The following is a 23,983-nucleotide window of genomic DNA, read 5'->3' as shown; positions in this document are numbered from 1 at the left end:
TATGGACGGCATTGAATTCAAACAGCCAAGCAACAGCGAACGCCTTCCCGAATGGGCGAGGGGAATCCTACCCGAACCTCCAAAAGAAGCCACGTCGTTCGGCATCCTCTGCGCCAGCGCTGACAGAATTCTGACCCTCTTCGAGATGACCGGAGACCCCGACCTCAACGAACGCCTTCACGACGCGATCGATGATCTCTGCAAACAGCACGAAGAGTTCGATACAGTCACCGCTGTCTACTGGATGCACGTCATCGGCTGGATATTCACCAACCCCGTGTTCTTCATCCCGACGGAAACCGCAAGAAAACTCGAGGATGAATACCATCAGCTCTGCCTGCGCATGAGCCGTACGCCATTCCGGAAAGCCCATCATGACTCGTGAACCGAAGCCGCCATGGCTGCGCCTCCTCTGCCCGCCAGGCAACCTCGCCAAGCTCGAGGCACAACGATGCGAAGGATGCGGCCGATGGGTAGTCAGCTGCAGGCAAGGCGTATGGGAATCATGGGACCCCGGCATCATTACCGGCCAGAACCTCACCGTCGCCATCATCCTCGAACGCCCGCTCACCCGCATCCAATGGATACCAGGACTACGACAAGCCCAGTTGGAGGACGTGTGCGGACGATACGGCATCACACCGGACGGCCAATACCTCAGCCTCCACGATTGTAAGTTCGCACCCATCAGCCACACGCCATACAAGCCGCCGCGGCAACCACGCAGACCCGGCAAACCATTCCCCATCAACATCAAACCCACAAAACAGGAGACCAAGGAGTTCGAAAGGATCTGGAACATGCCACTTGACGAATTGAAACACCTGAACGTAGGAGAACGGACATGATGTTCTGGATAGGATTCGCGACCGCATTCGCAGCCATGTTCGCCATTGACATCGCTGGATTTTCTTGGTTGATTATTCGCGAGCATCATTATGACCATAAACGCAACAACCATTCGGAAGGGGATAAATGACCGATCAGAAACTCTGCCCAATCTGTGAGCAGATGCCGCATGGAGGAACGCTCTGTAGGAAGCACCGCAAGGCGCTTGCCGACAACCTGCATGCTCTCAGAATCGACTACTACCAGATCCAGCAATACGCGCTCAGGCAGGCCAAGCCGAACACTGGGGGCGGTGCTCGCAGCCCGTACCCGCAGGCGGCGTATGCGCTTGCGTGGGGTGATTTGATGGATGAGGTCAGCGGGGTGCTGCGTCCGATCGGTGCCGATGTGGGGGTTTGGGAGCCGAGGACGCCGCGTCTTATCCGTGCGCTCATCAACCATGTAGGGCGTATCGCGACGTGCTCCGAATGTGGCGAGGCGTATAGGTCGATTGCAAAGATTGAAAGCAAAGTGCATGACATGATTGTGCCGGCGTCGGAGCGGGTCATCTACGGAGATTGCCCCGAATGTTCGTCATTGGTCGATGGGCCGGCGCGTTCGAAGGAAGTGACGTGCAAAGTCTGTGGGAACACATGGAACGTGCGTATTCTCGCGTTGCAACGCCTTGCCAGACTCGAAAACGACCCAAGAAGGCAGATAACCAAAACTCCTGCAGAGGCGGCCAAATGGCTGCACAAGCAGACCAACCTGCCTGTCAAGAGGTCGAACGTCAGCAACTGGATAGCCAGAGGACAATTGCCGTCGGCTAAACAAGGAAACATCAAGGGAACTTGGATATTCGACTCGATAGAATTGCTTCAATGCGCACAAAGGACGGAGCTGGAACGATGAGTGACAAGGCGAAGATACTCAGGGAAGTCAACGTATCCTACGAAAAGTTGAACGCTTTTATGCAGAAACGTTTCCCGATTGTTCGCATCGAACGCGATCCGCAGATCCTTGAACCAGAGAACAAGCCGATACTTCAGATGGTGATTGATCGGATGGTGCAGTCCGCGTCGGATTCAATCGACAGGACATTCCATGGATTGCCTACGAAGATCAAGAGCGAGAAAATCGAACAATCTGACAATCGGGTAAGACTGACTCTGCAAATCGGGCTCGATGAAGAGAAATGCAGCAACCTCACAGCAGAACAGATGCTTGACATCTTCTCGTGATTGCGTTATTTTTGTATTATTGATTTTATTGGGTCGGGGCAAGAAGCCTCGGCCCTTTCGGTTAATCGAACAACTCCACACCTTCCATATCGCGGTCACCTGACAGCCCGCAATATTCGCAGTCATAAAGACCGTACCGTCTTGGCGGGCAAGGACCTGCCATGCTTCTTACCAAAGATGGCTTCTGATGTAACAAAACCGAGATCAGGTTTCCGCATTTTGGGCATTTCATTTTCATGGTTCACCTCCTAACTGTTGTGTTTCTGGGCATGATACTCGGAATCGGAAAGGGATTTTTTATGAAAAAATGCGTTTGTTATCATCTAGTTAACATACTCAAGTAAATCCGTCATACAAATCACGAATAATTCACGATTTGCTTATTTTGTATATTTCCGAAAATCCGAGTTTTCGGCTTTATTCCTATCGAATCGGAATGTGGCACTCTTTTTCCGCTTTCAGTAAACCCTTTATTTTTTATTTTTGCCCTACACTCGCGCACATTGCCAACGACTTTCCTGTATTCCCGCGAGCGCAGGGCATCTACTTTCAAACCAATCCCCTTGCGGCATGATAGGAGATGCCATGAGCTCACCTCAAGCCATTGATTCTGATCAGATACCCAAAGACGCGACCGAGGATCAGAAACGCATGATTAAAGAAATATTCGCAGATCAGGAACACATACGCGAAGTCATGAGACAAGAGCATCAGTATTTCGAAGACCTTGCCGCCGTCGAAGACGGTTTCCTGGTCGAAGCGTTCAAACGGTTCAACGGAAGGATTGGCGCATGGCTACGAAACGTGTCAGCACGCGGGCGTTCAACAAGCAGCGCAAAGAGTTCTTCGAAGAAGGGCAGCGGGAGAACGCCCCGTGCTGGTTGTGCGGGCAGCCGATAGATTACAGCGTGAAACCTGGCACGACCGATGAGAGCCACGAGCTTGACCACTATGTTCCCGTTTCGCAAGATCCCAGCCTGCAGTATGATCCGGGCAACTTCAGGCACTCGCATAAGATCTGCAACGTCCTGCGAGGCAATCAGCCTCCGAAGCTCAGTGTCGGCATGCATTCGAGACGCTGGTACTGATCTTCGGCCGTGTCTTCATCTATTTTTCTTCGGAATTTGCGAATTGTTGATGGGGTAGGGGCGTTCGAATCGCTGGAAACCCGCTTTTGTGGCTTACTATCCGCGCGGGCCGGCTCCCCTCCCTCCGGAATTTTGATAGGGGGGTCGCGCGCGCGAGGCTGGAGGCTGAAAATTGGCGAAATTCGAATATACAAGCGTTTTCGATGCTCTGAACCGGTCGATTCGCAACGCAAAGCATCTTTCTGCGAAGGATTCGGCCACGGTAGCCACTGCTCGGGTGCTTGCAGCGCGTATCGATTCGATTGCCAAGAATGGTTTCACCGATGAAAACGGCAAATTGGACAACGTGACCGTTCCGACTTTCCTGAAATATCTTCAGGCGCTCGGTTTGACATCTGCAATTGTTGAAAAGCCCTCGGGTAAATCCAAAGCCAAGACCGCTGACCCGCTCTCGGCGTTCAAACAACGCCACGCAACCTGATTTTTCGAAGTCAGGCCTGCGTGATTGTGAAAACAAACATCACGATGAACGGAATGCAGGAAAGAATCAATCCGATAACGGCTATTTGCTGGCCTGATCTGCTGCCTTTTGTTCGTGCAGCTATTGTCCCGATGATTCCAGTTACAATCCCGGCCACAGCGACGACGATTCCCAAAGCTAACAACGCCCTGAATGCGGAACTGGTCAGATAGGCGATAAGAAACAGCACAATAGCGATTATGCCCAAAATGGCGCTTGACATTCCGGCTTTCGTTGCCGGCTTCTGATTATTCTTCATTTTTTGCTCCCTTGGAGGTCTCATGTCTGGCAAGGCCGTGGTGTTCGGCACGACCGAGCCTCGAATTTGGACGAAACCACTTAGAAAGCTTACCCGCAAGACCAGCCTCGGCTTCGAGGTTATCGACTATGCCACGGAGATCCTGGGCATCGAACTGCGTCCATGGCAGAAATGGCTCCTTGTCCACGCTCTCGAACTCAATCCCGACGGATCATACCGCTACCGGATCGTCATTGTGCTGGTGGCTCGTCAGAACGGCAAGACGCTGCTTGCAAGCGTGCTGGCCGACTGGTGGCTGCACGTCGATTCCGCCCGTCACCCCGATATGGTGCCGCCATTGAAGTTCAAGATTCTCGGCACTGCCCAGAACCTGGACATCGCTCGTGAGCCGTACGAGCAGGTCAAGCTATGGTGCAATCCCGAGCCGGATAATGATGCTGAGGCCGAGTTGGCCATACCTTCATTGCAAGCAGCAACTTTGAAGGTTTCCAAAACCAACGGCAAGGAATCGATACGGGCAAGAAATCTTGCGCATTATGAGATCAGGTCGGCGGCGAACGCCCGTGGCAAGCCGGCCGCACGTGTGCTCATGGATGAGCTGCGCGAACAGCATACGTGGGTCGCATGGAATGCCATCAAACCGACTACTACGAGCTTTTGGAGTGGTCAGCTCTGGGGTATCAGCAACGCCGGAGACGGTTCAAGCGTCGTACTCAAGCAACAGCGCGAGGTCGCCCTCAAACAAGTGTCCGACTGGGAGAAAAACGTCGAATCCGGATTGCAAACGCCAACTCGGTATGCGAAAAACCATGATATAGACACTGCGATTTTCGAATGGTCGGCATCAGACGGGTGTGCGCTCGACGATGAGGATGGCATACTGCAGGCCAACCCCAGCATCGGATACAACGGGGCGACCGTACGCAGCATCGCCAGTCAGGCGGCAGGAATGACCGAAGCAGGATACCGGACCGAAGTGCTCTGCCAATGGGTCACCGCCGACGTAGACACCTACCTTGACCCGAAGAAATGGGCCAAGGGGAACGACCCGACCTCCAAGATCGCCGACGGGCAGCGCATCGTGCTGGGCATCGACACCACCATGGACGGTTCGGTCACCTGGATCGCGGCCGCAGGGCTGCGCGAAGACGGCTATCCGCATGTGGAGATCGTCACCAGACGTGACGGCATGATGTGGGTGCCGAAACTCGCCCAACAGATACGCGACACCACCGGCGCCAACGAAATCGCCATCCAAGGACGCGGCTGCAGAGCCCTCGACCTCATCGACCCGCTCTCCGAACTCGGATTCCAAATCGACGCCATCGAAGGTCCCAAGCTCGGAGCCTCCACCGGCCAGTTCCGCGACCGTGTACGAGAGGAACACCTCAAGCACCTGCCACAACCCGCGATAGATGAAGCGGTGAGCGGGGCGGTAGCCCGAAAGCTCGGCGACGTGGATATCTGGGACCGCAAAGGCTCCATGATGGACATCTCCGGACTCATCGCCGAAACGTACGCGCTCTATGGGCTTGAAATGTTCGAACCCAAACAACAGCAGGCCACAGCGTCCGCCTATACGGAACACGACCTCATGATCCTCTGAAAACCTACGACCGGGAGGCGGCATGTCCATCTGGAGCACAATCAAGAGCCTCTTCCAGCCCCAATACCATATCGAATTCACCGTCGACGACGCACTGGAGATGATTCAGGGACAGAGCGCGGCCGAACTCTACAAGACCCAGCCTCACCTGCGCACCGTCATCGGCTTCCTTGCCGACAACGTCGCACAGATAAAGCTCAAGGAATTCCAGCGGGTCAGCGACACCGACCGCCAACGCGTCACCGATGCGCCGCTCATCAACCTGCTTAGACAGCCCAATGCGACCATGACCGGCTATGAGCTCATCCGCCAGCTTGCCGCCGACCTCGCCCTTTATGACAACGCATACTGGCTCGTCTACCAGAACCCGGGGCGTGACGTGGAGCGCTTCGCAAGTTGGGAGATCAGGCCGATACCACCCACATGGGTGGTCGCCAAAAGCGACGGCAGCGCCTTCGCACCCAAAACCTATAGAATTCATGCTCCAATGGGCGGGCAGACTCAGGATGTGCCCGCTAGTTCGATGCTCGTGTTCCACGGTTGGAACCCGACCGACCCAGTCGCCGGCACCTCTCCGATCAAAGCGCTCAAGGACGTTCTCAACGAACAGATTCAGGCATGGAGCTTCCGCACCCAGATGTGGAAACGTGGCGGACGAATTGGCATGTACGTCAGCCGCCCCAAGGACGCCCCGAATTGGGACGAAACCGCACGAGAAAGATTCAAACGGGGTTGGAAGGACTTCCAAGACAAAGGCGCAAGAGCTGGTGAAAGCCCAGTACTCGAAGACGGCATGGAGCTCAAACGTGTCGGCTTCACGGCTCGCGAGGAAGAGTTCATGGAGGTCACCAAGCTTAGCCTCCAGACCGTGGCGCAGGTCTACCATGTGCCGCCCACCATGGTTGGCGACCTTGACAATGCGAACTTCAGCAACACCCGCGAATTCCGCAAGATGCTCTACAGCGAAACCCTCGGCCCCACGCTGCGCATGATCGAGGACCGTCTCAACACCTTCCTCGCCCCCATGCTTGGCACGGATGTCGACGATTATCTCGAATTCGACGTGCACAGCAAACTCTCCGGCGACTTCGAGGAAATGGCATCGGTGCTCTCCACCTCGGTCGGGGCGCCGTGGATCACACCCAACGAGGCGCGGGCCACTCAGAATCTGCCAAGAATCGACGGCGGCGACCAGCTCGTGGTCCCGCTCAACGTCACACAAGGCGGACAAGCAAGTCCGCAAGACGGTGGGAAACCCAAGCGGCCTGCCACAGGCACTGACTCCGACGAGGCCAAACAGGTCATCGCCGCGTGGAAGACGCGCATGGAGAAATCCGTGCGATCCAAACTCGGGGCCGGCATCAGCCCGGATGACATCGACTGGAAGAAATGGCAGGACGAGCTGCAGGCCGACCTCGTGGTGAAAGCGAACGTCAACCAGTATGCGGCAGGCATCACCGCCTTGCAGCAGACAACCGAAATGCGCAAAAAACTCGAGAAGGAGGCCACTATTGCAAATCAAACAACGGGCCTGTGAATTCAAGACCAACGATGACGACAACCAGTTGAAGGAAGGCGAATTCATCGCCTACCCGTCAACCTTCACGCAGACGCCCGACTGTTACGGCGACATCGTGGCCAAAGGCGCGTTCACCGACACCATCAAGGCTTGGAAGGACAGCGGCAACACGCTACCGGTCATGTACGGGCACCGCATGGACGACCCCGACTACAACGTGGCCGGCGTTGAGGACATGGGCGAGGACGACCACGGCTTCTGGATCAAAGGCGTTTTCGACATGGACTCGCCCAAAGCGCCGCAGGTCTATCGTCTGCTCAAAGCCAAGCGGCTCTCCCAACTGTCCTTTGCCTACGACGTGGAGGACGAGGGCACCGTCACCCTCGATGACGGCACGAAAGCCAACGAGCTGAGAAAACTCGACATCTACGAGGCCAGTTTCGTGCCCGTGGGAGCCAACCAGGACACCAGTGTCGTCGCCATCAAAAGCGCCACTGACACCATCAGCACGGCCATCAAATCCGGCCGAGTATTGAGCGCCGCCAACACCGACATGTTCCGCGGCATCGCCAAAGAGCTGACCGACTCGGCCACCAAGATTAATGATTTTCTGGACCAGGTAACACCCGATCCAGACGGTAAGAACAACCAAAGCGAAAGTGCGAAGGCATCCGCAAAGAGCACAGCCAAGACCGAGGAGCCGCCAAAGGCCAAGGTCGAGGAGCCAAGCCCGGCAGCGAACCGGAAAGCGCTGGAACTTGCCATCAACATCGCCCTTATGGGCGGGAAGGAGTAGCGGAATGGCTACTTTGAAGGAAAAGCGAGCTGCAGCATACAACCAGCTCAAGGAATACCAGGCTAAACTCAAGGACGGCGGCGACAGTCTCTCCGACGACGATGTGAAGAACATCAACGACCTGATCGCACAGGTCGGCGACCTCGACGAAAAGATCAGCAAGGCCAACGAGACCGCCGGATTGGTCGGCAAGATCGCGGCACTCGGCGACGACGGGCCAACTCCAGCATCGGAAGGTGACGGCAGCGAGCCCAAGCAGCGTACGCCCGGTTCCATGTTCGCCAAGAAGGTCGCCGACCTCGGTGGGCATCTGAAGGCCGACATGCATGTCGAATACAAGGCCAACAGCGACACCCAGACCGTAGGCGGCCATGACGGGGCTTACGGGCCGTATATCACCGACATTGACCGCGAAGCGGTGATGCCCTACCAGCGTCCGCTGGTCATCGCCGACCTGTTCGGCTCCGGCACCGTGTCAGGCAACGTGATCGAATACCCTGTGTTCGGATCGCTCGAAGGCACCGCTAAAACAGTCGGTGAAGGCAAGCAGAAGTCACAGGTCCATCTTGCGGATCCCACCTGGGTGACCGATGCGCTGAAGGAAGTGGCGGCGTTCTTCAAGGTTTCCGACAACATGCTCGAGGATCTCGAATGGCTGCAATCCGAGGTCAACGACTACGCCACCTACAACCTCCGTGAAGTCGAGGAGGACCAGCTTCTCAACGGTGATGGCGTCGATACCAACATCAAGGGCCTGTTCTCCCGTGAGATTCAGACGCTCGGCCAATCGGACGACTCCGACGCCGACCGGCTGTTCAAGACCTTCGCCATGATCTCCAACGCCACCAAGCTCAACGCCGACGGCATCGTCATCAACCCGAAGGACTACGAGGCCCTCCGCCTCGGCAAGGACTCCAATGGCCAGTATTACGGCGGAGGATACTTCGGAGGCCAGTACGGGAACGGGGCGATCCTGCAGCAGCCTCCGATCTGGGGGTTGCGCACGGTGGTCACTGCAGGCGTGCCGATCGGCACCGCGCTCGTCGGCGCCTTCGCCCAAGGCGGCAAAGTCTTCCGCAAGAACGGGCTGCGCATCGACTCCACCAACAGCCACGAGGACGATTTCACCAACGACAAGGTCACCGTACGCATCAAGGAGCGCCTCGGCCTGCAGGTCAAGTACCCCAAGGCCTTCGTCAAGGTCACGCTCGGCCAGGCCTCGGCTCCGAAATCCGGCAAGTGAAATGAAATGAGGTGATGGCGATGTGCCAGACTCCTGACATCGTAAAAGCTGATACCACGGTGAATTCGTCGCTGTGGCTGAATGCTGCGCAACAGTCGGTCCGCTCGTACTGCGGCTGGCACATCGCCCCCAACCTCGAGCAGACCATCACTCTGGATGGTGATGGCACCAGGACGCTTCTGCTCCCGTCGCTTCATGTCACCGGCATCACCAGTGTGCTCGTCGAAGATAAGGAAATCGTCGATGACATCGACTGGAGTGTTAAGGGCATCATCCAGCGCAGGCACGGCGTATTCCCCGAAGGGCTCAGCTCCATCAAAGTGAAGCTGAAGCACGGCTACGACGTGGAACAAGTCGCCGACGTGGTGTCCCTTATTCTTCGCGTTGCGAAACGGGCGGCCAACGGCCCCGGAGTCATCGCTAGCCAGTCAGCCAACGGCTCGACCGTCTCCTATTTGACGGCCGGTGGCGCACCCATATCAGTGCCGCTCCTGCAGATAGAGAAAGACAGCCTCAGCCCATACAAGCTCACCTGGGGCGTCTCATGAAAGCCCAGGATTTCATCGCTTCTGATCCGAACAATTTCGCATTCGGGGCGCAGCAGACTTTCACCCGTCTCAGACGTACACAGGTCAAAGACCCGTACGATCCTGACCACACCACGCTTAGTGGATGGGAAAAAGCTGACCAGGAAAAGATAGTCGGGATGTTGTCTTCGAAATCCAGTGTCGAGCAGGACGACGCCACGCGCAGCGAAGTCATTTCCACCGCGCAATTCGTCTCCGACGATCCGGCCATCGACATACAACGCGGCGACCGGCTGCAAACCTCTGACGGACGAATCTGGAACGTGGTCGGCTATCCGACCTGCGACCAGAACGTGTTTACCGGCTGGCAGCCCACTCTCGTCGCCAGCCTTGAGGAGGTGATCGGCTGATGCCCGCAAAAGGACAGACAACAGTCGAATTCAACGACAAGTTCTTTGACGAAATCATGAAAAGCGCAAAGGTCGACAGCCTCTGCAAACAGAAAGCCGAAGCGGTGCTCGCACAAGCACAGGCGACGGCACCAGTCGGGGATCCCAACGATCCCGCATATTCGGATCCTGAGAAACATCCGGGTCGTCCAGGTGATTACCGCAGGGGACTGCAAATCAAGAAAGTCGCGCATGCCCACCGCAACACGTACATGGTGGTCGGCACCGACGCGAAGACAATGTTTGTAGAAAGCAGGACCGGCAACCTTGCCCGCGCATTAAAGGCGGCGAAATGACCGTCCTGCCGCCAGACCTTGAACTCTATCTCACCGGTTACCTGCGCTCACGGCTTCCGGATATCCGTGCGGCGAACAAGGAGCCAAACAATCTGACCACACCACTTGAACAGCCCGTGGTCATCGTCCGTGACGATTCCGGGCCCAAGGGCTCGCCCGTCACGTTCGACCGGAGCATCGGGGTCACCGTTCTCGCCGGTTCCAAGACCGACGACAAGCCAGCGAACGACCTCGCCCGTCTCATCTACGCCCATCTCACCGATCCCGACATCTGCATCGCAGAGGGGTCGCCGATCGCCGCAGTCGTCGATGAGGGTTGCAACGGGCCGTACGCGGTGCAGGACGATCACGATTATGCGCGACGATACATGACCATCGAATACACGGTGGTCGGCAAACCAATGGATTCGGCCACCGCAACGGCGGCCAGTTAGGAGAACAATCATGGCAGCAGATGCCAAAGGCAATGACCTGACCGCCGTAGACGTACCGGTCACCGGCCAGATCGCCATCGCCCCGTATTCGGCGGCGAACGTGCTCACCTCTCAGATGGGAGGCGGCAAGACCGTGACATGGCCGCAGCCGAACCCCTACCTGTGGCTGGGCCTCATCAAGAAGGACGGAGGCTTCAGCGAAGGCCAGGAAAAGGGCGACGCAATCGAGTTCTACCAGCAGGGCTACCAGCTCAACGCTTCGCCGGATATGACCCTGAAGGTCGGGCTGGCCGAATTCAACAAGGTAGTGCGCAAGTTCATCACCGGCAAGGATCCGGACGAAAACGGCATGATCCCGGTCAGCACCTACACGCCCGATACCAAGTGGCTGCTGTTCACCGAAGAGGTGTTCAAGAACGGCGTCATCCGCCGGCGCAACGGTGTCATCCAGATCGATACCACCGAAGTCGACCAGTCCGAACGCGGCACCGCCCAAGGCCGGGACGTGACCCTGAAATGGCAGACCGACTCTCTTATCGGCGACGGTGCGACCACCAAGTTCAACGAATGGGTCATCGACACCAAGAACTCCGTTCCTGCCACTGGCGTATCGGTCACCCCGGCGACGCTCGATCTCACGGTCGGCGAGACCGGCAGCCTCACCGCCACCGTGACCAACGATGATGCCTCGGACAAGACCGTTACCTGGGCATCTTTGGACACGTCTGTGGCGACTGTCGATTCCGCCGGAACCGTGACCGCCAAGGCCACAGGAACAGCGGCTATCACTGCGACCACCAACAGCGGCGGCAAAACGGCTTCATGCGAGGTCACCGTCACCGCCTGATTCAGCATTTCCCTCCGCCGTGGTTTTCTCACTCTCCACGGCGGAGGGATTTTCAAAACCATCCAAAAGTGAGATTCAAAAAGGAGTGAACAACCTATGGAAAAGAACAACACGATCCCCGCCGGCCTCGACTTCGACAACGCCACCGAAGAACAACTCGAACAGGGCATTAAGGATGCCGGCAGGCAGTTGGAGAACAAGTACATCGTCAAATACCCCAATCTCTACATCCGCACCATCTCCGGCAACACCTACAAGATGGCGCTCGCCATTCCAGGAAACTATTTCGATGACATCGATGACGACCTCTCGCCCCTGGATCAGATCATCCGGATGCTCGAAAAGGAGAACCCCGGCAAGAAGAAGGCGATCAGGGCGGAACTCAACGCAAGTCTTCTGGCCATTGCGAGCAAATACGGGGATGTCGTCGAGAACGTCCAGATGGCGACACTGGGAAAATACGAACCTTCTGGCAGCAAGTCGAACCAGACCGCACAGAAGTAGCCGCCGACTTCGCCCGTTACGGTTGGTCGCTCACCGGCGATGTGGGCGACCGGCTCCGCTACGGGGACGCCATCGCGCTTCGTGCTGCGATACTTGACGATTCGAGCACGCTCACCGGCGCCAAGCACATGGATTTGCTGTTCCCCGTCACGTGGGGCGATCTTGTCGATGACCTCATAAGGCATGGCGTCGGAGCGCCGACACCAATCAAGTACAAACAAACCGGCGGCGAAGAGGAACCTAGCGATGAGGAGCTCAAGCAGGCGCAAAGCCTGCTCAGCCCCATACCCGGCAGCGGCATCAACAACTAAGGGAGGCGGATCATGAGCGGGAATGGCGCAGAGGTCGGCAGCGGCCACGTATCGATTTTCCCGGTCATGACCGGCTTCCGATCCCTGGTCAACAAGGAGATGCAGGCCTCCGGCCGCGAGGGCGGCAACATCTTCGGCAACGCGTTCAAGGGTGTCGGCCGCAAGACCGGCAGCCAGCTTGGCCGCGACATGAAAAGCGCGTTCAACGGCACTGCCGGCGATTTCGCCTCACCAGGACTCAAGAAGCTCCAGTCCGAAGTCGCCAGCGCGGCGCGTGCCATGACCAACGCCCGCCTCAAGCAGCAGGACGCCGCCGGCAAGGTCAAAGTAGCCGAAGCCCAGCTCAACGAGACCATCGCGAAATTCGGCGCGGACAGCGCCAAAGCAGTCGCCGCCAGCGAACGACTCGCCAGCGCCAGACGCAAAGAGGAAACCGCCTCAGACACCCTCGCCAAGGCCGACAAACGGCTCAAGGACGCCCAAAAGGCGGTCAGCGACTCCAAAGCAACCGTCCAGCCGCCCAAGACCAGCCTGTTCACCGCCGCCGTCGACAAAATTCGAAGCTCAGTCCACGGACTCAACCAGACCAAACTCAACGGAGCCACCGGCGAGGTCAACGGGTTCGCCGGCGCCTACCAGAAGGTCTCCGGCGGCATCAAGGCCAGCACCGTTGCCATCGGCAGCCTCATCGCCACCGGCGTGCGCAACGTCGTCAACTTCGGCCGCAGCGCCATCGACACCTACAATCAGGCCAGCGAAGCCACCGCCAAATTCCAGCAGATCGCCTCCAACAACAAATGGAGCAGCGACCAGGTCAACGGCCTGCTCGACCTCAACAAGACCCTCGGCAAAACAGGCGTCATCAGCGCCGGAACACTCAAAGCCGCCCAAGCGCAACTCGGCACCTTCAAACTCACCGGAGACAGCGTCAGAACACTCACACCGGCGCTCGCCGACCTGATCGCCAACCAGAAAGGCTACAACGCCACCGCCGATGACGGCGTCCAGATGGCCAACCTGCTCGGCAAGGTCATGACCGGCAATGTCGGTGCGCTCAGCCGCTACGGCGTCACCCTCGACGCCAACCAGAAAAAGCTCCTGCAGAACGGCACCGAAAGCCAGAAAGCCGCCGTCGCCGCCCAGGTACTCGAACAGAACTTCGGCGGCGTCAACAAGGCGCTCGCCGACACGCCTTATGGCAAGTACGTCATCCTGCAGCACCAGCTGGCCGGCATCAAGACGACCATCGGCAGCGGGTTCATCTCCGCCATCGGCGCCTTGGGCGACATGGGCATCGACGTCATCGACAAGGTCAACGGCAAGCTGCAAGGGTTCTTCCAATGGCTGCCCAAAGCTGTGGACGGGTCGGTCAACCTTCTCCGTACAGGCGGTGTCAATCAGGCTTTCAAAGATGCGTTCCACGTCGACGATTCCACAGCGAAAAGCATCGAGAACGTCACCGGACGCGCCAAGAGCGCCGTCAAAGGACTCGTAGATTTCCTCAAGACCGGCTCTTTCGGCAAGGCCTTCAACCAGGCTCTGCGGGGCATGGATTCCAAGACCGTCAGCAACTTCGAGCGCGCCCTGAGAGGGGTGCGCGGCGAATTCGTGCGCACCAACGGATCCATCACATCCGTCAACGGCAGCCTCAAAGGCACCGTATCCGGCATGGGCATCGCCACGCGCGGCGTGCAGACACTCACCACAACCCTCAACATCCTCAGACCCGCCATCGAAATCGTCTCCAACGTCGCCAAGGCGTTCGCCCAGCTGCCTGCTCCCGTGCAGGGGGCCATTGGTGTGACCGCTATCTTCGGCGGCAAGATCGGATCCGTCATCGGACCAATCGCCACACTCACCAGAGGCGTCACCGGAGTGGCTGGAGCCATCGGCACCGCTTCGGGCAAGATCGGCGAGTTCTTCAGCCGGAAACTTTTCGACGCCACACCGATCATGAACGCCGAACGGGAGCTCAGCGGAGTCGGAACTGCCGCGCAGAACGCCGCCAGCCAGACCGCTTCCGCCGGCAGCAAGACCGAAACGGCTGGCAAGAAGACGGAAGGCGCCTTCAGCGGCATCTCTCTGAAGGGTGTTGCGGCCGGCGTGGCAATCACCGCAGTTCTCGGGCTGGTGGCGAACAAGCTCACCACCAGCAAGCAGCTTTCGGATGAGTTCAGCCAATCCATGAAAGGCGGGGCTGACGCCTACGCCTCCTTCATGGGCCAGCTCCAGACCGGCGTTAAAGGTGACTACAGTTGGCTCGCAAGATCGCGACCTTCGGGCGCGACAAGAACCTCTCCGACACTCTCCAGCACAACGGCATCAGCTTCCAGACCTTCCAGAAAGCCGTAGAAGGGTCAGGCAGCGCCTATCAGGAGCTGCAGGACAAGACCGAGGGAGTCATGACCGGCATGGGCGGGGTGAACGACGCCGTCAGCAAGCTGCGCGACCAGTACAAGGCGACTATCGCCGAAATGGTCACCTATTCGCAGACCCAGCAGGGCATCGCCAACGGCACCAGCGGCGTGCAATCCGCTTTCAGCCAGCTTGCCACGACCCTCAAGGCCAACGGCGACAGCCTCGCCAGCAACGGGCAGCTCACGAACGAGTCCCAGCAGGCGATCAACCGTGCCACGGATGCGCTCTGGCAGAACGTACAGGCCCAGCTGCAGTACGGCAAGGCCTCCGGCGACATGTCCACGGCGGTGCAGAACGCGAAGAACAGTGTCCAGCAGATGCGCGACCAGCTCGTGCAGACTCTAGAGCAGCAGGGCATGAGCGAGCAGGCCGCCAACCAATACGCCGACAGCCTCGGACTGATACCCAAGAACGTCAACACGACCTTCAAGGCCGATACCACCCTGTCGAAAGGCCAGATCCAGGCGTATCTCGACACTTTGGGGCTCACGCCAAGCCAGAAGACCACCGTCATGAAGGCGCTGACGGCGGAAGCCGGCGGCGACGTCGCGAAACTCCACGAGAACATGGACAAGCTGCCCAAAAAGGTGCAGTCGATACTCACCGCAGATGACACCGACGTGAAAGCAAAGACCGAAGGCGCCGTCACCAGCATGCGCACGTTCAGCACCAAGAAAGCGACAGGGAAACTCACCGCCGACAACAGCGATGTCGTGAACAAGACCAACGGCGCCTCCGGAACACTGAACTCGTTCAACGGCAAGACGGCCGGCTCCAAGCTCCTGGCTGACAACAGCAGCGTCATCGGCGGAACCCAATACGCGCGTGGAACCCTCGACGCGTTCAATGGCAAGTCGGCGAACTCCACACTGAACTCCGACCCGTCGAACGCCATCCAGGGAGCCGGCAACGCCAACAGCGCCCTTGACAGCTACAACGGCCGAAACGTCGACGCAACCGTCACTGCGGAAGACAGGGCCAGCGGCGTCATCAGTAACATCATCGACTGGATCAAGAAAATCCCAAGCAACATCGAAATGTTCTTCACCGGAAAAGCCAATGGCGGACAGATCGGACGAGCCGGGGGAGGACCAATACAGGCATTCGCGTCTGGAGGGCTTTCAGGCTGGTTCCGAGGCGCCGGCACAACGACCAGCGACAGCAATCTCACACTGCTCAGCGACCAGGAATACGTCATCAAAGCCGCATCGGCAAGAAAAATAGGCATCGGCAATCTTGACCGAATGAACCGGACCGGAAAAATCGAAACAAACCAGAAAACCATAAGTTCCACCAAAAACATCTACGCTCCGGCCAGCATCGACGCGCGCGGAATGGATCCGGACACGCTGCTGGCGGTATGGGGGCAACGTTCGAAGGCGGCCGTGGAAAGGTGGTAAACGATGCGTATTACGCTGACCAGTGACGTCGACACCATCGTCCTTTCGGACTCCTTCGTCTGGCGCCATGACGTCTGGGGCATTAAAAAGGACGGCATCCAGGGGCTGCTCGGCACCCCGCAGTACAAGGAGTCGTTCGAGAGCATCCCGCAGCAGGACGGCGACTACTGGCCCAGCAGGCTCACCCAGAAAGGCCGAACGATAACCCTCGACTGCGAGGCCAACCGGCTCAGTTCCGTCGAGGCCGCGCAGGCCGTACGGCGCGTGTGCGACCTGTTCGGCCGCAGGCTCACCATCACCGTCGAGGACGCCAACGGACGGTACCAGCTCACCGGGGCGCTCGCCGACGATCCTTCGCCGACGATGCACAGGCGGGAGCAGGGTTTCGGTTTCGGCCTCGTGCTGTATTGCCCAGATCCGCACAAGTACGGCGACTGGGCGTCGTTCCCCGCATCGGGAGGTTCGATCAGGGTGTCGAACGCGGGCAATGTGGCGACATGGCCGATTGTGGAGGCCGATTCTGTTTCCTCGTTCACACTGGATTTGAACGGCCAGCGGGTGGTGTGGAGCGGCTCGCCGTCGTGGTTGAGGCTTGATTTCGCGGACATGATGCCCTCGCAGGGCGTGGTGGGTGTGGATGACGCGTTCCGTATCCCGCCGGGGGATAGTACGGTGAACGCGTCGTATTCGGGGTCGGGGCTGCGCATGCTGGTACGCCCTGCCTGGAGGTGAATCATGGTCGAATATTCGAAGCCGCTGGAAAATTTGAAGCCGTTGATGGTGCACGCCTATAGTGCGGTGACCGGTGGGCATCTGACGCGTCTGCCGTTTACGTCTTGCTCGTGGTCGGATTCGATCAATGAGCCGGGCCAGCTGTCTGTGGAAATTGGGTTCAATGCGACGGCCAGGGATCTCAGGATCGATGACGAGGACATGCACGCGGCTTTGCGTCCGTGGCGTGTGATCCTGGCGGTGCAGCGCGGCCAGCATGTGATTCATGCGGGTGTGGCGACCTCGCGCGCCTGGGACGCCGAAAGCCGCAAACTGACGTTCACCTGCGGGGGCGGCTGGACGCTTCTGGGCAAACGGCTCGTCCTCAACCACGGGCTCGACTCGTCGTTTGCGGATGGTGATGTGCTGGTGGACGAGGATCATCCGATCGGCGACTGGGGGTTGACGCTCACTGGCTCCTACCGCGACCTCGCGCGAGGCCTGATTGCCGAGACGCTGAAATGGGGCGAACTGCCGTTCAGCCTCCCGCCTTTGGAGGGCGGCTCGTACACGCGCACGTACGGCGGGTACGATCTGGCCACCACGGGCGACCGGCTCCGCGACCTCTCCGAGCTGGACGCGGCGATGGAATACCGTTTCACCCCCACGCTCGATGCCGGTGGCCGGCTTTCCTACAGTCTCGAGGCCGCGCACGAGCTGGTCGACCACGAGCTCAACCTCAACGCGGCGGTGCCCGGACAGCATGTGAAGCTTGATTCGGTGGCCGAGGACGGCACGCCGTTGACCTCGGAGGTGTGGGCTTCGGGTGGCAAGGATGATGACAAGACCGTCATGGCCCGCGCCACCATACCCCCGCAGTACCGCGACCCGGGCATGCCTTTTTTGCAGTCGACGAACACCGAGCACACCACCGTCAGTGATATCAGTACTCTGCGCACGTACGCGCGCAGCCAGGCATCGACCGGCGCGTGGCCCGACGAGACCTATTCGGTCAGAATCGGCGCGGAATACGACCCGCACGTGGGCGACCACCTCGATCTGCGCGTCGAGGACGACTACCTGAGCGACCGCAAGCTGCGTCTGAAGGTCACCGACGTTTCCGGCTCGTCCGATTCGGACTGGCTGACCGTGCAGGCGCGTGAAAGGGGATAGATTATGGGAACCGCATCCCCGTCCGTCCGCGCCTCGGAGGCGTGGACCCCGCAACGCTACTACATGCCTGGCACCGCCGACCCCTTCCTCGTTTCCCAACGCGCCGCGGAAAAGCGGGAACGTGAGAAGCACGAGGCGAACCGTCCCACGGGCACCGAGATACAGCAGATCAAGCGCAAGCTGCAGGAGCAGCAGGAGCAGATCCTTCGGGCCATGCCGACCGTGGCCACCTACAAACAGTCCATCGGCGGGGTGAGCCTCGGTGGCGGGTGGGTCGCATTGGAGTCGATGCCGGTGCGACGTGACACCGGCCATGGCAAGACCAGAGCCCTGCTGCTCGTCGGGGTCACTGCCGTCAAGAGCGGCGAGGGCATTCCGCTGCTTGAGGCGATGATCGGTGGTACCCGCATCGGCTCGTTCCCCGGCGTGACCGCCAACGGCGACAGCTTCGGCGGCACCACTTCCCTGATAGTCAATGCCGATCAGGTCATCACCCTCTACGGGCGTTCCACCGTGGAGGCGCCGTCGCCGATCGGCGGCGTGGACATGACGGTGACGGTCATGAGCATCGCCTGAGAGTTCATGGATACGAGCAGCGTTTTTTAAAAAACCGATAGGAGGCATGTGATGGGTGTCTATGGGAGGCCGGTCGGCCGGAAGGACGTGCGCCTGGTGCGGGGCGACGGCAACTGTCTGGGCGGCCGGTGGAGGCAGCGGAGCCTGAAGGACGGCTCAATCAGGACGGTCGACCTGTCCGCCTGGTCCGGGCGGGTACAGCTGTACCCGCCAGTCGGGTCGGAGCCGTGGTATTCGCAGCCGTGCGGGGAGATGACCTCGGACGGGTACGCGGTGGCCGATATCCCGCCGTCGGCCTTCACGGGCCCCGTGTGGTCGCAGCGGCGGTCGGGCCGGTGGAAGTGCGTGGTCGAGAGCCCGGACGGCGGTACGGTGCGCACGCTGGCTTGGGGCTACTGGGCGTTGAACGACTGAACAGGCAATCGATAAGGAGAGTGGATGATGAGCGAAGAGATCGTGGACGTGGTGGAGGCGGTGGACCCGTGCTCCTCGGATGTGCGCGCGGTGGCCGCGGGCGCGGGCGGCGCGGCGGGCCGGGAGGCCGGGGTCAGGGCCTCGGCCGAGCTGCGCGGCCTGGTGGACGGCAAGGTCGACCTGGACGGCACCGGGCAGGTGAGCCTGAGGAACCTCGCGCAGGACGCGCGCCTGGCGATGAGCGGCGGGAACGTGGCCGTGGTGGGCGACTCGTCGGTGTACGCCGGCGCGATACAGCAGGGCGCGGTCACCGACGACAAGGTGCCCGGCCGCGAGCTCACCGGCGCGAGGCTCAACGCCACGGCCGGCATCGGCGAGGGGCTCGTGGCCCGCAGCGACACGATCCTCGACGTGAGGCGCGCCATCGGGTTCACCGACAACGATTTCTCGAGGCATAACACGGTGGCGGGCGTCTCTTCGGACACCGCCGCCGCCACGCCTGGCGCGGGCGACACGGGCGTGGTGGTGATGGTCCCGATCCTGCGCGCCCCAGCGCTGGTCAACGCGCGCGTGACCATCAGCCCCAGGCCGAAACTGCTGCTCCGGGGGACGGGACGCATGGACACGCGTGTCAGGGTGAGCGTGTGGGACGCCAACACGGGCAAGGGCATCACCGACCGGGCGCTCGACTGCCGGATGGCCTCCTACGACGATCTCTCGGCCAGCGTGGTGTGCTCCGGGTCGAACCCCGCAGGCAACCGCTGGCTCGTCGTGCAATGGCCGACCGACCCGTCGGAACAGGGCACGGCGTTCCGAGTCACACTCGCCGCCGTGGCCGACCGGTGGCTCGGCGGGGAGAACAGCCACGGCATCCAGATCGACATGGTCAAACCCGCATGCCTGCCCCGGGCCGTCGGCCTGTTCGGGCCGGTCACCACCGGGACCCTCGCCTCCATCGACGGCACCACCGCCACATGGACGGTCACGGGCGGCAAACGCAACGGCGTATCGACATTCGGCGGCATCACCGCGATGGTCGGTTCGGACATGGGCCGGCTCACCATCCAGACCGACTGCGACAAGCCCCTGAACATCAGCCCCATCGTCCTCGACACCTCCGGGAAACTCCACGAACCGCCCATGGGCGTCAACGTGCCGGCAGGCCGGCACGACACCAGGCTCGACCTCGACGAGATATCCGCCCACGCCGGCGCGCCCCTCGACAGGATCTGGATCACCGGAACCGAGGACGGCGACTACCACCTCACCGCCACCATCGACATCCAGGACCAATGGGCCGACGACGGCGACCTGCGCGGCACCCTCCAACGCCTCGAGGCGCTCGCGACCAAGCCCGTACCCGAACAGCTCCTGACCTCGCCCGACGGGGCGAAATGGAGGATCACGATCGGCAACGACGGCACGCCCGCCATTCAGGCGCTCTCCAAGACGATCACACGGGTGCGCGTGCTCGGCAACAGCCTGACCACGGGCATGGCAGCCAGCGACCCCGAACACGACTGGGTGAGCCTGCTCGCCGGGAAACTGCACGGCATCAACCCCGGCGTCACCTACCATTGCTGGGACGACGGGGACAAGACCGGCGACACGGTCACCACATCCAGCGGGTACGGCTTCGAGGTCGACGCCACACAGGCGCGGGCCGACGCGTTCGCCGCCACCCTGCACGGCGACGAGGACCTCGTGCTCATCCAGCTCGGCGACAACGTCAACAACGACCAGCGCCGCGCGGCGTTCCGCTCGCAGGTAGGCCCGCTGGCCCGCGCCATCCGCGCCAAGGCCCGCGGCGCGGTCGTCATGTTCGTCAGCGGCTGGTTCGACCAGCCCTCGCTCAACCCCGCCATCGACGACGCCATGGCAGGCGTGGGCGGCTGGCACCTGACCATCGGCGACCTCAACACCAAGGACAACCAGGCCTCCATGGGCGCGACCGTGACCTGGCCCGACCGCACCACCCACACCATCGACGACCCCAGCCTGGCCCGACACCCCGGAGACAAGGGCATGCAGGCCATCGTCGACCGCATCTGGCAGACACTCGGACCCATCGCCAAAACCACCACACGGGAATGATCATGGACGGCGTCCTTGCGGGGATGGGCAAGTGCCGCCGGGTAGGCGCCATTCCCTTACGCGATCATCATCAGGAAGATTCCCATGATTCCGAGTACCGAGGCGATCCGTTCGATGGCCGCGGCCCCCTTCTGTGAGTATTTCTCGGCGAAGGTCTTGAGGAATCCGATCAGATTGGACGACTGCAGCCACAGGCTACCGATGCCGAAGAGTGAATAGGCCTCGCTCATCCAGGCCTTCTCGTAACCGCCTGTCAGTTCGAGGGTGACCAGGTGGATCAACAGAATAGCAACAATAAACCGCAGTGGGAGACGCCCAAAGGCATCCCAAAACCCTGGAGAACATTTCTTTCGGCTTGTCGTCTGATGCCTTTCCTTAAAGGAATTCGCTTTTTTAACGGCGTGTTTCATGTTGCGCCTGCCATTTTTCTTATGCCTGGACTGATACATGTTTTTTTCTACCTTTCGTACTCAATGCAGAAGGATAGGGGCAAGGTTCTGGGCACCGCGCGTCCGCACCCCCTGAATCGGTCCGGTGGTACAATCCTCCGCTTCTTCAGCAAACTTACTTTTGCCGCGCCTTCAGGGTGTCGGCCTTCAGGAAAGCCGGAATCATGCCGTTTCAGGAGATCATCGATTGGCTCGTGCCCTTCGTGGGAGGGAGCCTGGTCACCGCATTGGGTCTGGCATGGAAGTACGGGCACGCGCTCATCAAGGGCATGCGCTGTCTGCTGCGGGCTGAACTCATCGACATCCATGCCCAGACCGTGAAGGTCGGCAAACCCGTCCCCGTCGACGTCAAGACCGAAGCCGACGAGGTCTACGACGCCTACCACCAGATGGGAGGCAACGGCGTCGGCACCCAACTGCACAAGGAGATCGTCGAAGCCCATGTAGGTCCCGACACGAAATAAACGACCGGCAACAATCCTCGCCCGCACCATCCCGGTGCGGGCTATACCGTATCCAAATCCAAAGGAGAGAAGGAACATGACTATCCGCAACAAGGCCCGCCCGCGCCACAAGGTCGGGGTGTACTACGCGCGCCATTCTATGGCCAAGGTGCAGCGCGACCTTAAGTGCCTGCTCGTGGCGGTGGTGGCGGTGCTGGGCCTGATGGCCACACCCGCGTACGCCGACATGAACGGCTACGACATATCGAACTGGCAGACCGGCATCAACACCGCGCAGACGCCAGGGGATTTCGTCATCGTCGGCACCACATGGCCGAATTCCGGCACCACCCCCAACGGCCTGGTCAACGGGGTCAACGCGGACGCGCAGCGCCAGCTCGACCAGGCGACCTCGGCGGGCAAGAAGACCGGCGTCTACGCGTACGCGCAGACGGGCGATGCCACGCAGCAGGCCGACTTCTTCGTCAACACCGTGAAGAGCATGGGCTACCTGTACAAATCCATGCTGATTCTGGACTGGGAGTCGCAGGACAATGCGAACTTCGGCAACGGCGGCTGGGTGCGTCAGTGGTGCCAGCGGGTCAAGGACCTGACCGGCGTGAACCCCGTGGTCTACCTGCAGGACTCCGCATACTGGCAGATTCAGGGCATCGAGACACAGATGGACGTGGGCGTGTGGATCGCGCAGTACGCCACCATGGACCCGACCGGCTACCAGGATGAGCCGTGGCGCAGCCATTCGCGCGGCGAGATGATGCGCCAGTACTCCAGCTCCGGCTATCTGCCCGGCTGGGCCGGCCGCCTCGACCTCGACAAGTTCTGGGGGTCTCCTACCGATTGGGACGCCTACGCCAACCCGAAGAAACACCCGCGCACCGACCCGAACCCGACGCCTTCCACGCCGAACCCGGTGCAGCAGCCTCGGGCCCCGGCGCTCACGGACGAGCAGATGGCCGACAAGGTCATCCGCGGCGACTACGGCAACAACCCCTACCGCCGGGTCGCGCTGGGAGGCCACTACCAGGACGTCATGGCCATCGTCAACCAGCGTCTCGGCTACGGCGGCACCGACCCGAGCGGCACCGCTGTCTACGTGGTCAAGCCGAACGACTATTTGTCGAAGATCTGGCCGCAAGACTGGCGCATCATCGCCAACCTCAACGGGCTCTCGTGGCCCTACACGATCTACCCTGGCGAGCGGCTCCGCACCACCGGCGACACAGGTTCCGCCGGTCGCACCGTCAGGGTCAATCCGGGGGACACTCTTAGTGGCATCGCTGGCCGGCTCGGCATCAGTGCCGGCCAACTGCACGGCTACCGCAGCGGCAACCCCAACCTCATCTATCCGGGTGAGATCCTCAACTACTGAAAGGAGGCGAAACATGGAAGAAGAAAAACCACGGCACGCCATCGGCTCGCCCGGCCTGCAGAAGCTCGTCGAAACCACCGACATGGCCACACAGGACGACGAGACAGTACAGCCCTCAGTGCCCGCACAGGATGTCAATCCGACCCAGCCTGACGGCTCGATGCCGGCATGGCTCCTGCCCAACAAGGTCTACGACATCCTCTTCTGGATCGTCATCACCGTGCTGCCGGCACTCGCGACCCTCGTGGCCGGCATCGGCTACGGCGTCGGCTGGCAACAGACCGGCCTAGCGGTACTCATCATCACAGCGGTCGACACCTTCCTCGGCGGATGCATGGGCATCAGCAAGCTCCACGCCAAGATCAAGGCAGGCTGACCATCCATAAAACGGCATCAATTATTGAGATTGATGCCGAATCCTTAACCCAAGCGCCCTGCACCGGCATT

Annotated in this window: 30 protein-coding genes; 28 read left to right on the top strand and 2 right to left on the bottom strand. The window is 60.2% G+C overall.

What is annotated here, in order from left to right:
• The first annotated feature begins 1 nt into the window (after position 1).
• The 7 genes from OZX73_RS05430 to OZX73_RS05400 all read left to right on the top strand — a co-directional run bounded on the left by OZX73_RS05430 (position 2) and on the right by OZX73_RS05400 (position 3,638).
• Complete coding sequence (locus tag OZX73_RS05430; protein ID WP_277148289.1) at positions 2-385, top strand: hypothetical protein; 384 nt, start codon at positions 2-4, stop codon at positions 383-385.
• A complete protein-coding gene (locus tag OZX73_RS05425) occupies positions 375-848 on the top strand; it encodes a hypothetical protein (RefSeq protein ID WP_277148287.1) in 474 nt (157 codons plus the stop codon). Before OZX73_RS05430 ends, OZX73_RS05425 begins: the two co-directional genes overlap by 11 nt.
• Complete coding sequence (locus OZX73_RS05420) at positions 845-979, top strand: hypothetical protein (protein WP_277148285.1); 135 nt, start codon at positions 845-847, stop codon at positions 977-979. The genes OZX73_RS05425 and OZX73_RS05420 overlap by 4 nt, the downstream gene beginning before the upstream one ends.
• On the top strand, positions 976-1,740 hold the full coding sequence (locus OZX73_RS05415) for a hypothetical protein (protein ID WP_277148283.1): 765 nt from the start codon (positions 976-978) through the stop codon (positions 1,738-1,740). Before OZX73_RS05420 ends, OZX73_RS05415 begins: the two co-directional genes overlap by 4 nt.
• The gene (locus OZX73_RS05410) at positions 1,737-2,069 is read left to right on the top strand and encodes a hypothetical protein (protein WP_277148281.1); all 333 of its coding nucleotides are present in this window, start codon (positions 1,737-1,739) and stop codon (positions 2,067-2,069) included. Before OZX73_RS05415 ends, OZX73_RS05410 begins: the two co-directional genes overlap by 4 nt.
• Positions 2,070-2,860: 791 nt before the next feature.
• Positions 2,861-3,157: an HNH endonuclease gene (locus tag OZX73_RS05405; protein ID WP_277148279.1), complete on the top strand. Its 297-nt coding sequence runs from the start codon at positions 2,861-2,863 to the stop codon at positions 3,155-3,157.
• A 172-nt stretch (positions 3,158-3,329) separates the two neighbouring features.
• A complete protein-coding gene (locus OZX73_RS05400) occupies positions 3,330-3,638 on the top strand; it encodes a hypothetical protein (RefSeq protein ID WP_277148277.1) in 309 nt (102 codons plus the stop codon).
• Positions 3,639-3,648: 10 nt separating this feature from the next.
• On the opposite strand, the gene OZX73_RS05395 is transcribed toward OZX73_RS05400, so the two are convergent.
• Entirely contained in the window at positions 3,649-3,936 is a 288-nt protein-coding gene (locus OZX73_RS05395) for a hypothetical protein (RefSeq protein ID WP_277148275.1), read from the bottom strand.
• 22 nt (positions 3,937-3,958) lie between these two features.
• Between OZX73_RS05395 and OZX73_RS05390 the strand changes: the two genes are divergently transcribed.
• The 18 genes from OZX73_RS05390 (at position 3,959) to OZX73_RS05305 (ending at position 21,254) form a co-directional block, all read left to right on the top strand.
• Positions 3,959-5,542, top strand: a complete 1,584-nt coding sequence (locus OZX73_RS05390) for a terminase (RefSeq protein WP_277148273.1) — start codon at positions 3,959-3,961, stop codon at positions 5,540-5,542.
• A gap of 22 nt (positions 5,543-5,564) precedes the next feature.
• Complete coding sequence (locus tag OZX73_RS05385) at positions 5,565-7,079, top strand: phage portal protein (protein ID WP_277148271.1); 1,515 nt, start codon at positions 5,565-5,567, stop codon at positions 7,077-7,079.
• A complete protein-coding gene (locus OZX73_RS05380; protein ID WP_277148269.1) occupies positions 7,054-7,857 on the top strand; it encodes an HK97 family phage prohead protease in 804 nt (267 codons plus the stop codon). Before OZX73_RS05385 ends, OZX73_RS05380 begins: the two co-directional genes overlap by 26 nt.
• 4 nt (positions 7,858-7,861) lie before the next feature.
• On the top strand, positions 7,862-9,100 hold the full coding sequence (locus OZX73_RS05375; protein ID WP_277148267.1) for a phage major capsid protein: 1,239 nt from the start codon (positions 7,862-7,864) through the stop codon (positions 9,098-9,100).
• Positions 9,101-9,114: 14 nt separating this feature from the next.
• The gene (locus OZX73_RS05370) at positions 9,115-9,648 is read left to right on the top strand and encodes a hypothetical protein (RefSeq protein ID WP_277148265.1); all 534 of its coding nucleotides are present in this window, start codon (positions 9,115-9,117) and stop codon (positions 9,646-9,648) included.
• On the top strand, positions 9,645-10,037 hold the full coding sequence (locus tag OZX73_RS05365; protein ID WP_277148263.1) for a hypothetical protein: 393 nt from the start codon (positions 9,645-9,647) through the stop codon (positions 10,035-10,037). The genes OZX73_RS05370 and OZX73_RS05365 overlap by 4 nt, the downstream gene beginning before the upstream one ends.
• Positions 10,037-10,372 (top strand): HK97 gp10 family phage protein, encoded by a 336-nt coding sequence (locus tag OZX73_RS05360; protein ID WP_277148261.1) that lies wholly within the window; start codon positions 10,037-10,039, stop codon positions 10,370-10,372. The genes OZX73_RS05365 and OZX73_RS05360 overlap by 1 nt, the downstream gene beginning before the upstream one ends.
• Complete coding sequence (locus OZX73_RS05355; protein ID WP_277148259.1) at positions 10,369-10,806, top strand: hypothetical protein; 438 nt, start codon at positions 10,369-10,371, stop codon at positions 10,804-10,806. The genes OZX73_RS05360 and OZX73_RS05355 overlap by 4 nt, the downstream gene beginning before the upstream one ends.
• A 10-nt stretch (positions 10,807-10,816) precedes the next feature.
• The gene (locus tag OZX73_RS05350) at positions 10,817-11,653 is read left to right on the top strand and encodes an Ig-like domain-containing protein (RefSeq protein WP_277148257.1); all 837 of its coding nucleotides are present in this window, start codon (positions 10,817-10,819) and stop codon (positions 11,651-11,653) included.
• A gap of 96 nt (positions 11,654-11,749) precedes the next feature.
• On the top strand, positions 11,750-12,157 hold the full coding sequence (locus OZX73_RS05345) for a hypothetical protein (protein WP_277148255.1): 408 nt from the start codon (positions 11,750-11,752) through the stop codon (positions 12,155-12,157).
• Between the two features lie 41 nt (positions 12,158-12,198).
• Positions 12,199-12,468: a hypothetical protein gene (locus tag OZX73_RS05340; protein WP_277148253.1), complete on the top strand. Its 270-nt coding sequence runs from the start codon at positions 12,199-12,201 to the stop codon at positions 12,466-12,468.
• Positions 12,469-12,480: 12 nt separating this feature from the next.
• A complete protein-coding gene (locus OZX73_RS05335) occupies positions 12,481-14,820 on the top strand; it encodes a hypothetical protein (RefSeq protein ID WP_277148251.1) in 2,340 nt (779 codons plus the stop codon).
• Positions 14,724-16,286 (top strand): hypothetical protein, encoded by a 1,563-nt coding sequence (locus tag OZX73_RS05330; protein WP_277148249.1) that lies wholly within the window; start codon positions 14,724-14,726, stop codon positions 16,284-16,286. The genes OZX73_RS05335 and OZX73_RS05330 overlap by 97 nt, the downstream gene beginning before the upstream one ends.
• A 3-nt stretch (positions 16,287-16,289) precedes the next feature.
• A complete protein-coding gene (locus OZX73_RS05325) occupies positions 16,290-17,018 on the top strand; it encodes a hypothetical protein (protein ID WP_277148247.1) in 729 nt (242 codons plus the stop codon).
• 3 nt (positions 17,019-17,021) lie between these two features.
• Positions 17,022-18,170 carry a hypothetical protein gene (locus tag OZX73_RS05320; RefSeq protein ID WP_277148245.1) on the top strand — a complete coding sequence of 383 codons (1,149 nt, stop codon included), beginning with the start codon at positions 17,022-17,024 and terminating at the stop codon, positions 18,168-18,170.
• Between the two features lie 3 nt (positions 18,171-18,173).
• Positions 18,174-18,746, top strand: coding sequence for a hypothetical protein (locus OZX73_RS05315; RefSeq protein WP_277148243.1), 573 nt, complete (start codon positions 18,174-18,176; stop codon positions 18,744-18,746).
• A gap of 51 nt (positions 18,747-18,797) precedes the next feature.
• A complete protein-coding gene (locus OZX73_RS05310) occupies positions 18,798-19,160 on the top strand; it encodes a hypothetical protein (RefSeq protein ID WP_277148241.1) in 363 nt (120 codons plus the stop codon).
• A 60-nt stretch (positions 19,161-19,220) separates the two neighbouring features.
• On the top strand, positions 19,221-21,254 hold the full coding sequence (locus tag OZX73_RS05305; RefSeq protein WP_277148239.1) for an SGNH/GDSL hydrolase family protein: 2,034 nt from the start codon (positions 19,221-19,223) through the stop codon (positions 21,252-21,254).
• 56 nt (positions 21,255-21,310) lie between these two features.
• On the opposite strand, the gene OZX73_RS05300 is transcribed toward OZX73_RS05305, so the two are convergent.
• Positions 21,311-21,703, bottom strand: a complete 393-nt coding sequence (locus tag OZX73_RS05300; protein WP_277148236.1) for a hypothetical protein — start codon at positions 21,701-21,703, stop codon at positions 21,311-21,313.
• Positions 21,704-21,867: 164 nt separating this feature from the next.
• Between OZX73_RS05300 and OZX73_RS05295 the strand changes: the two genes are divergently transcribed.
• From OZX73_RS05295 to OZX73_RS05285, 3 genes are all read left to right on the top strand, one after another.
• A complete protein-coding gene (locus OZX73_RS05295; RefSeq protein ID WP_277148234.1) occupies positions 21,868-22,167 on the top strand; it encodes a hypothetical protein in 300 nt (99 codons plus the stop codon).
• A 76-nt stretch (positions 22,168-22,243) separates the two neighbouring features.
• Positions 22,244-23,536: a GH25 family lysozyme gene (locus tag OZX73_RS05290; RefSeq protein ID WP_277148232.1), complete on the top strand. Its 1,293-nt coding sequence runs from the start codon at positions 22,244-22,246 to the stop codon at positions 23,534-23,536.
• A gap of 13 nt (positions 23,537-23,549) precedes the next feature.
• Positions 23,550-23,912: a phage holin gene (locus OZX73_RS05285; RefSeq protein WP_277148230.1), complete on the top strand. Its 363-nt coding sequence runs from the start codon at positions 23,550-23,552 to the stop codon at positions 23,910-23,912.
• Positions 23,913-23,983 lie beyond the last annotated feature (71 nt).

This window comes from Bifidobacterium sp. ESL0775, from assembly GCF_029395475.1.
Lineage (GTDB): Bacteria > Actinomycetota > Actinomycetes > Actinomycetales > Bifidobacteriaceae > Bifidobacterium.
This window is presented reverse-complemented; position numbering and strand designations above follow the sequence as displayed.